5 protein-coding genes and 1 tRNA gene are annotated in these 7,827 nt (G+C 49.5%); 5 read left to right on the plus strand and 1 reads right to left on the minus strand.

Going from position 1 to position 7,827, the window contains the following annotated elements:
• Positions 1–36 precede the first annotated feature (36 nt).
• Positions 37–112: transfer RNA gene (locus DK872_RS07255), tRNA-Val, on the minus strand.
• Between the two features lie 257 nt (positions 113–369).
• Here DK872_RS07255 and gltX point away from each other — a divergent pair.
• The 5 genes from gltX (at position 370) to DK872_RS07280 (ending at position 7,561) form a co-directional block, all read left to right on the plus strand.
• Positions 370–1,785, plus strand: coding sequence for a glutamate--tRNA ligase (gene gltX / locus DK872_RS07260; RefSeq protein ID WP_071921155.1), 1,416 nt, complete (start codon positions 370–372; stop codon positions 1,783–1,785).
• A gap of 567 nt (positions 1,786–2,352) precedes the next feature.
• Positions 2,353–3,123 (plus strand): hypothetical protein, encoded by a 771-nt coding sequence (locus tag DK872_RS07265; protein ID WP_107147370.1) that lies wholly within the window; start codon positions 2,353–2,355, stop codon positions 3,121–3,123.
• A gap of 36 nt (positions 3,124–3,159) precedes the next feature.
• Complete coding sequence (locus DK872_RS07270; RefSeq protein ID WP_007370921.1) at positions 3,160–3,657, plus strand: CS1 type fimbrial major subunit; 498 nt, start codon at positions 3,160–3,162, stop codon at positions 3,655–3,657.
• 173 nt (positions 3,658–3,830) lie between these two features.
• Positions 3,831–6,242: a TcfC E-set like domain-containing protein gene (locus tag DK872_RS07275; RefSeq protein WP_233218421.1), complete on the plus strand. Its 2,412-nt coding sequence runs from the start codon at positions 3,831–3,833 to the stop codon at positions 6,240–6,242.
• 89 nt (positions 6,243–6,331) lie between these two features.
• On the plus strand, positions 6,332–7,561 hold the full coding sequence (locus DK872_RS07280) for a hypothetical protein (RefSeq protein WP_156036559.1): 1,230 nt from the start codon (positions 6,332–6,334) through the stop codon (positions 7,559–7,561).
• Positions 7,562–7,827: the final 266 nt, after the last annotated feature.

The raw sequence follows: 7,827 nt of genomic DNA on the forward strand, positions 1-7,827 counted from the left end.
TCATTCTTATCTACACTGCGGGAACCACAAAAATCGTGGTGGGTGATGACGGGATCGAACCGCCGACCCCCTCCTTGTAAGGGAGGTGCTCTCCCAGCTGAGCTAATCACCCCCGCTGTGTGGAGTCGCATTATAGGGAGAGTTGAAAATGAGTCAACGCATTTTCTAAATAAATTGTTCGTTCGTCGTAAAATTAAACAAACCGCTACGTAATACGTCGCGAGAGCATGATTTCTAAACAAAATAGCGCGATACACCGCTCAATGAGGCAACAACATTGAGGAATCAGCCCACAGTGATAGAATATCGCCCACTCTTTTTTAAGCTATTGCCGACGGTCGGCATCTTTAATAAACGTAAGGCCAATTCATGAAAATCAAAACTCGCTTCGCGCCAAGCCCCACTGGCTATCTGCACGTTGGCGGCGCGCGTACTGCTCTCTACTCCTGGCTGTTTGCCCGTAACCACGGCGGTGAGTTTGTGCTGCGTATTGAAGACACCGATCTTGAGCGCTCCACGCCGGAAGCAATCGAAGCCATTATGGATGGCATGAACTGGCTGAACCTTGAATGGGATGAAGGCCCGTATTTCCAGACCAAACGCTTTGATCGCTACAACGCGGTGATTGATGAAATGCTCAAAGCGGGCACTGCATATAAATGCTATTGCTCGAAAGAGCGTCTGGAGCAACTGCGCGAAACGCAGATGGCGAACGGTGAAAAACCACGCTATGACGGCCGCTGCCGCCACGATCATTCGCATCATGCCGCTGACGAACCTTGCGTTGTGCGCTTCGCCAACCCGCAGGATGGCTCCGTGGTGTTTGACGATCAGATCCGTGGTCCGATCGAGTTCAGCAACCTCGAACTTGACGATCTGATCATTCGCCGTACTGATGGTTCTCCGACCTACAACTTCTGCGTTGTCGTTGATGACTGGGATATGGAAATCACGCATGTCATTCGTGGCGAAGACCATATCAACAACACGCCGCGTCAGATCAACATCCTGAAAGCGCTGAATGCGCCGGTTCCGGTCTACGCGCACGTTTCCATGATCAACGGCGACGACGGTAAAAAACTCTCCAAACGCCACGGCGCGGTTAGCGTGATGCAATACCGCGATGATGGCTATCTGCCGGAAGCGCTGCTGAACTATCTGGTGCGTCTGGGCTGGTCGAGTGGCGATCAGGAGATCTTCACCCGCGAAGAGATGATCAAACTTTTCTCACTTGGCGCGGTGAGCAAATCAGCAAGTGCTTTCAACACCGATAAACTGCTGTGGCTGAACCACCACTACATTAATGCGCTGGATCCGCAGTATGTGGCGACACACCTGCAATGGCATATTGAGCAGGAAAAAATCGACACGCGTACCGGCCCGCAGTTGTTCGAGCTGGTGAAACTGCTGGGTGAACGTTGCAAAACGCTGAAAGAGATGGCCGCAAGCTGCCGCTACTTCTATGAAGAGTTTGACGAATTCGATGCCGATGCCGCGAAAAAACACCTGCGTCCGGTGGCTCGCCAGCCGCTGGAAGTGGTGCGCGATAAACTCGCAGCGATTACCGACTGGAGCGCCGAAAATGTGCACCACGCCATTCAGGCTACTGCCGACGAACTGGAAGTCGGGATGGGCAAAGTGGGTATGCCGCTGCGTGTTGCCGTTACCGGCGCGGGTCAGTCTCCGGCGCTGGACGTTACTGTTCACGCTATTGGCCAGGCCCGCAGCATTGCGCGAATCAATAAAGCACTGGGCTTTATTGCTGAACGCGAAAGCCAGCAGTAATTCCGTTCTGGCTTAATGCCAGCCGCCGTGAAATGTACCCCGACGCTGCTCTCCAGCCGTCGGGGTTTTTTCGTTTATAGCGCCAGCAACGACAGGCATCCGCTTGTACGCGGCAATCAGTTGTGGCTATCGCGCACGCTGAAATAGCGCACTCTTAATCTGTAACCACACCGACAGAATAAAAACGTGAATTATCCTGGTCCATTTTTGCAATTCTCAAGTAACAGTTTTCGTTAATAACATAGAAAATTATTGTGCTCTTTTAATTATATTTAAAAGCCTGTTGAGCTAAGAATTATCATATTTCAATTAATCTCTGGCAGGTGTCGCTGAAAGCGATTTAAGATTATTTACTTTAGGGGTTGGTTGATTTTGTTTTAGTCTTATTTTCCATGGGTGGAATATTTATGCTCATGTTTTTTTATCTTTCTGAAAATAAAACGTTAAGCTCTTAATTAAGTTTTTTTAAGTCTTTTTTATGTGACTATCGTATATCGGTAAATTAAACTTTAATAAGTAATAAGCACCCTCTGTTTTGTGTAATTGATTATTTCCTGGATGACACTAATGCAAATTTCTTCCATGAGCGGTAGTGTGGCTTTATTTGCCATGCTTTACGTTGGGCTAGTGAATACCAGTCTGGCGGGGCCAGCTATTAATGTTGGTGCGTTAAATGAGTATATTTCTGCGCAGAAAAATACGCTGGCAAAACGGATATATAATACTGGCGATGCAACAGCATTTGTCCGGGTCAGCGTCAGCGAAATTATTTATGATAAAAACAGCGGCAAACCCACTGAACATCCTCTTGATGAAAATGCGCTAATCAGCGGGAAAGGCACCGGTATCATTTCATCACCGCCACGTTTGATTATTCCGGCCAACGGTATGCAAACAAATCGGCTGGTGTTTACCGGTTCGCGCGATAAAGAAAGATATTACCGGGTACGTTATATTCCGGTAGTGCCAGACCAGACTGAGGGATTTGGTCTCGATAATAAGGATATGCAGGCATATCAGGACCAAATCAATGCCGGTGTTACCGTTTTAACGGGCTTTGGTACGATAGTTACTGTTCAACCAGAGGCGACAAAATTTAATACTCTGGTGGCGAGCAGTAATAACAAACTTTCTGTTTCTAATAATGGCAATACCTCGGTTGTTATCAGCGGTATTAAGAGCTGTGACAGAAGTCTAAAAAACTGCGGTTCACCTGTTAATGTCCAGCTACGTCCGGGAAGTAAACTTGAACGGACGGCTGAGGAAAATAAAGTCTGGCTCTACAGTCTGACTGAAGGGAGTCAGAAAAAAAATCTTTCAACGGGGAGCTCCTCGTAACTACGTCGCTAATGACATTATTTAATGGAGATAAAGATGAAATCGACAAATAAATTAGTACTCGCAGCTCTGCTGGCGGCAACATTTGGTGCCAGCGCAGCTTCACCGACAATTGACTTTAATGTTGAAGCCACGATTCCGGACAATGATTTCTATATCACGCCAGTAAATGGCTGGGATGCGCAAACGCAGAAAATGAGCTGGAATGAAGGCGGCCAGTCGCTTAATCCTTTCTCTCAGCAGCTGCAAATGAAAAATACCGGCGGCAATATTAAAGCTTATTTAAGCAGCCAGCCGGCACTGACTACAGCGAATGGCACTGATGTTATTAACCTGGACGTCAGAATTGCCGGTAAAACACTGACGACGAATTCCACCACTGCCGTCGAGCTTTACAACGATTCTGAAGCGGCAACGGAAAAAACGGCAACCGTCGAAGTGAGCCAGCAGGGCACGCTTTCGTCACGTCCGGCCGGTGGTAATTATATTGGGGCCGTCACGATGATCTTCGATACCGACGGTACGACCCCTTAATTTTCGCTATCGACGTAAAGTCATTGCATTGAGGAGAGTCTGACTCTCCTCCTTTCTTCGGCTGTATCGCTGCTTTTTATTGTGAAAAAACTATGTCTCACTTTCGCCTTATTATGGGTTCGCTGTTGCTCTGTGTCGGGAGTGGTGCAGCCAATGCACGTACAGAGTCTTTAATGAGCCAGACTGCACTTATGCCTGAAGATTTTAAAGCGCATTTCTTCAATTCCCCGTTGTCCGCCAAAGTAACGCTGAATGGTAAAAAGCTGGGTGATGCGATGATAGTGCTGACGGAAGATAATCAGGCCCGCATTGTTCAGTTTACCGATGTCAGCGACAGCGAATATACAGAAGAAGATCGCCAGCGATGGTTACAGGCGTTTTCAACGCTGGTTCCGCTGGGGGAGTGTACCCGCGACTGCCCGGATGGGCTGATGGCGGTGGAATACAGTTTAAGCGATGCAAGCCTTGCCTTGCTGACACCGGCGGCAATGACCAGCAAGGATCTCTGGTACAGCCTGCCAGAAGGCGGCGATTCCGGCATCATTTTGAATAACCAGTTTAATGCCAGCGGCAGTGAAGAACAGTCGACACTGAGCTGGAACGGCGGGCTGGATGCGGCAATAGGCAACTGGTCGCTGAGCAGCCAGTTTCAGCAGGATCAAAGCCGCGCACAAGGGCAGAATACGCTGTCGCGCCACGCTATTACCTCGTTATATGCACAGCGTGAATATGAGCAGAACTTTCTTCGCGCGGGCCTGTTTATGCCCGATAGCCAGGGGCTATTACGCCAGCCTTATCTGCCTGGCGGTGGGATCAGTACCCTTGCGGGAGTGATGGTCGGTAGTAGCGATACCCGAATGAAAGAGGGCGGCACGCCTTCGCTCTATCCGGTCTATGTCACGGCAAACCGGGAAGGCGTGGCGGAGATCTATCGCAACGGTTCTCTGATCAACTCCCAACCGGTGGTACCCGGCTTGCAGGTCCTGGATACCACGTCATTACCGATGGGTATCTATGAAGTTGAAATCCGGGTACTGGAAGACGGTAAAGAAACCAGCCGTACCACAGAAACTATCAATAAACCCTATTCATGGCGCAACCCCGACCAGCGTCTGCGCTACAACCTCTTTTTCGGCCAGCAGCGAACCTTGTGGAACAGCGATCCGGATTCACAAAATGGTGATCCGGCAGCGGGCGCCAGCCTTAACTACCTGCTTTACCCGCGCCTGACACTGGGGATGGCGGTACAAAAAACCGGCGATGAGCGCCAGGCTGGTGGTTCCATTGACTGGCAACTGGCCGATGCACTGCAACTTTATGGCAATGTGTGGCGCAGCAATGTAACCGGATATGGTTTTGACACGCAGGCCATCTGGACTCACAAGCAGGGTAACGTTGCGTTGAGCCACAGCCGTAGCTGGTATCGGCAGGACGACGAGCTGTATCAATATGACAGCCGTCCTTCGCAGCAAAACACCACTTCGTTTTCAAGCACCTGGCGTTTTAGTGGCATTAATAGCATCACCGGGCGTCTCAGCCACAGCAGCCGCAACAGCGGCGTTGGCGTCGATATTGGCTTCAACACCCGAACGATGATCGGCAAAACGGCGGTTAACTGGCGCTTAGCCGGGTTCGACAGGCCCTATGGCGACGGTAGTAGCCTGCGTAACCGGGGCGTTAGCCTGAGCGCCAGCTTCTCGCTGGGCAGTGAGAACCGCAGCGGCAACATCAGCTTGGGCAGCCGTACTGATACGCAAGGAGAACGCGATTTCTATACCTCGGCGTCGGTCAATCAGCAGTGGGGAGAAAACAGCCCGATTCGCTCGACGCTGGCCACGCTGACGGGCGATCGTCATGGCGTAGGCGTCAGCGCCTCCAACCAGTTTGATACCGCGCTGGCGCAGGGCAGCTTCTGGGCGCAAAGCTCCACGCAGGATAGCCGTCTTTCCGGTGGTATTAATACCGGCAGTCTGGTGGCTTTCGGTAAGGGCGAGGTGGCGATCTCTAAACTGCCTTCTTACAACCAGGGCGGCGGGGTGATCGTCAATGTGGATTCGGACGATCAAAACGCGCAGTTGCTGGCGTTCTATCCCGGCGGGCAAAAAACATTGTCAGCAGGGCGCAATTTTGTCCCGGTCGATGCCTGGAAGCCGGGAACCATTCAGCTCGATTTTGCCGGTACGGATGCGCCAGCGCTCAAAATTGAGCCGGAATACCTCTCTTACCAGCATATTCGCGGCGGCGTGAATGCTTATAACGTTCGGGTGATGAAAACGGTCACGGTCATGGGCCGCCTCGTCAACAGCAAAGGTGAAGCGCTCGGCGGCGCGAATGTCGTCAACCATGCCAGCAGAACGATGAGCGAGTCCGACGGGTTATTCACCCTCGAAATGCAAAAAAGCATCCCGGTGCTGAATGTTGAGCAGCGTTCCGGCGCGACCTGCGAAATTAAGCTCGATCCGAATGCGCCCCATAGCACTCAGGACGATGTGTGGTTTGTCGGTAATCTTGTGTGCGATGGCTTGACGCAAGCGGCGCATGCAGAAACAACATACAGCGATGAGACAGGGAAAGTAAAAACATGAAACGGAATGCGGTTAATAAGCAGAGTGAAAGGGATACAGATATTCGAACCAGGATAATAAATATGCTTTTCCTACCCGTGTGTAGCAAAATGCGCAAATTGATCGCTGTGAAATCTGTGATGTTCTGTTTGGCCTTATTCTCATCACAACTTTATGCCATCACAATGGATATCACTGCCGAATTTTCCGCAGATATTAGCAAGCCGCAGCTGAACGAGTTTGTAAATACTACGCCAGTCACAGGGTTTTGCGCTAACTACTGGAATGATTGTGCATCTTTTGGTGGCTTTAGTGTCGTTATCCCTAATTTAACAGCAGAAAGAGTGTTGGATAGTAATAATACCAGCGATTATATGGATTATCAGCCCTCAATGGCTGTTGATGGCGCGCCAAAAATAATAACGCTGACAGATCCTATGACTAACCGCAGCATTAATGTCAATTTTCGCCTTGTTCTCGTTGGTGTGACTTATACACGCCTCAATGGTTCTTCCGGTAGTCTGGGGATGGCGATGAATGTTATGAGTATACCGGGTAATGGTTGTAAAAAGCTTGGTGGAAGCACTCTTAATTCTGATGCCGCTTCATTTGCCTGGCAATATCCGGAGAGCAAAGCTGATTGCTTTGCATTTCTCAATTATCGTTATCCGTTTGCAGGGCTTGTCAGAATCAGTGATGTCAGCATTGGTTATACTCTTCAACTTCCAGACCCATTAAATGTGTATGCCGGAACCTACGAGGGTGAGATAACTTATGTTGTCGGTAATGGTAGGGATATTGATTTGCATGCCCAGAGCACTTCTGAGACTGAATTAATAATAAAGTTGAAAGCGACCGTGAAGCACGCATTTAATATTTTCTTTCCCGGTGGGAGTGATGATCTTAATGTCAAGCTTGATGCGCGGGGGGGCTGGAGTCAATGGATTAACGGCAAACATATGCCGGAATTATTACAGAAAGAGATGTCTTTCTTGCTGACTTCCTCCACGCCATTCGTGGTGAAAATGCAGTGCGGAGCAGGGCTGGATGGTGGCAATCAGAATTGTGCATTGCAAAATGCGCAGACCAACGAGATCGTCCCATTGGATGTTTTTCTGACGTTTCCAGGTTTTAAAAGTAATGGAACGGATGTGAATAATCTGCGCATGACCACTGAGGTTAATGGGCAAGCGATTGATCCGCCGGGTGCCATTATTGCCGACCGACGCTCACACCTTGATTTCCGCGTTTCCCGTCCTGGAGTAGAAACGATGGTGAAAGCGCCAGGCTCAACGTGGAAAGGCGCGGTAACGCTGATATTTGATACCCAGACGCAGTGAACATTTTTCGGCGTTAATGCGTCAGCACGTAATTTATGCTTAGCCGGCGTGGTATTTCGCCACGCCGAAATAAAAAGGACGTAATAATATTACGGCAAGGGAAATGTATGAGTGAGTTCGGTAATAATAAAGAATCATGTTTCGAGAGTTATATTAAAATTGACCGTGTGAAATATATCGGTATAATGCACTGCGAAACTGCGAAACTGCGAAACTGCGAAACTGCGAAACTGCGAAACTGCGAAACTGCGAAACTGCGAAACTGC

It is taken from the genome of Kosakonia sp. MH5, from assembly GCF_009935945.1.
GTDB lineage: Bacteria > Pseudomonadota > Gammaproteobacteria > Enterobacterales > Enterobacteriaceae > Kosakonia > Kosakonia radicincitans.

Coding starts and splice junctions, on each gene's coding strand:
- gltX (WP_071921155.1), top strand. CDS start 370: ATGAAAATCAAAACTCGCTTCGCGCCAAGCCCCACTGGCTATCTGCAC.
- DK872_RS07265 (WP_107147370.1), top strand. CDS start 2,353: ATGCAAATTTCTTCCATGAGCGGTAGTGTGGCTTTATTTGCCATGCTT.
- DK872_RS07270 (WP_007370921.1), top strand. CDS start 3,160: ATGAAATCGACAAATAAATTAGTACTCGCAGCTCTGCTGGCGGCAACA.
- DK872_RS07275 (WP_233218421.1), top strand. CDS start 3,831: ATGAGCCAGACTGCACTTATGCCTGAAGATTTTAAAGCGCATTTCTTC.
- DK872_RS07280 (WP_156036559.1), top strand. CDS start 6,332: ATGCGCAAATTGATCGCTGTGAAATCTGTGATGTTCTGTTTGGCCTTA.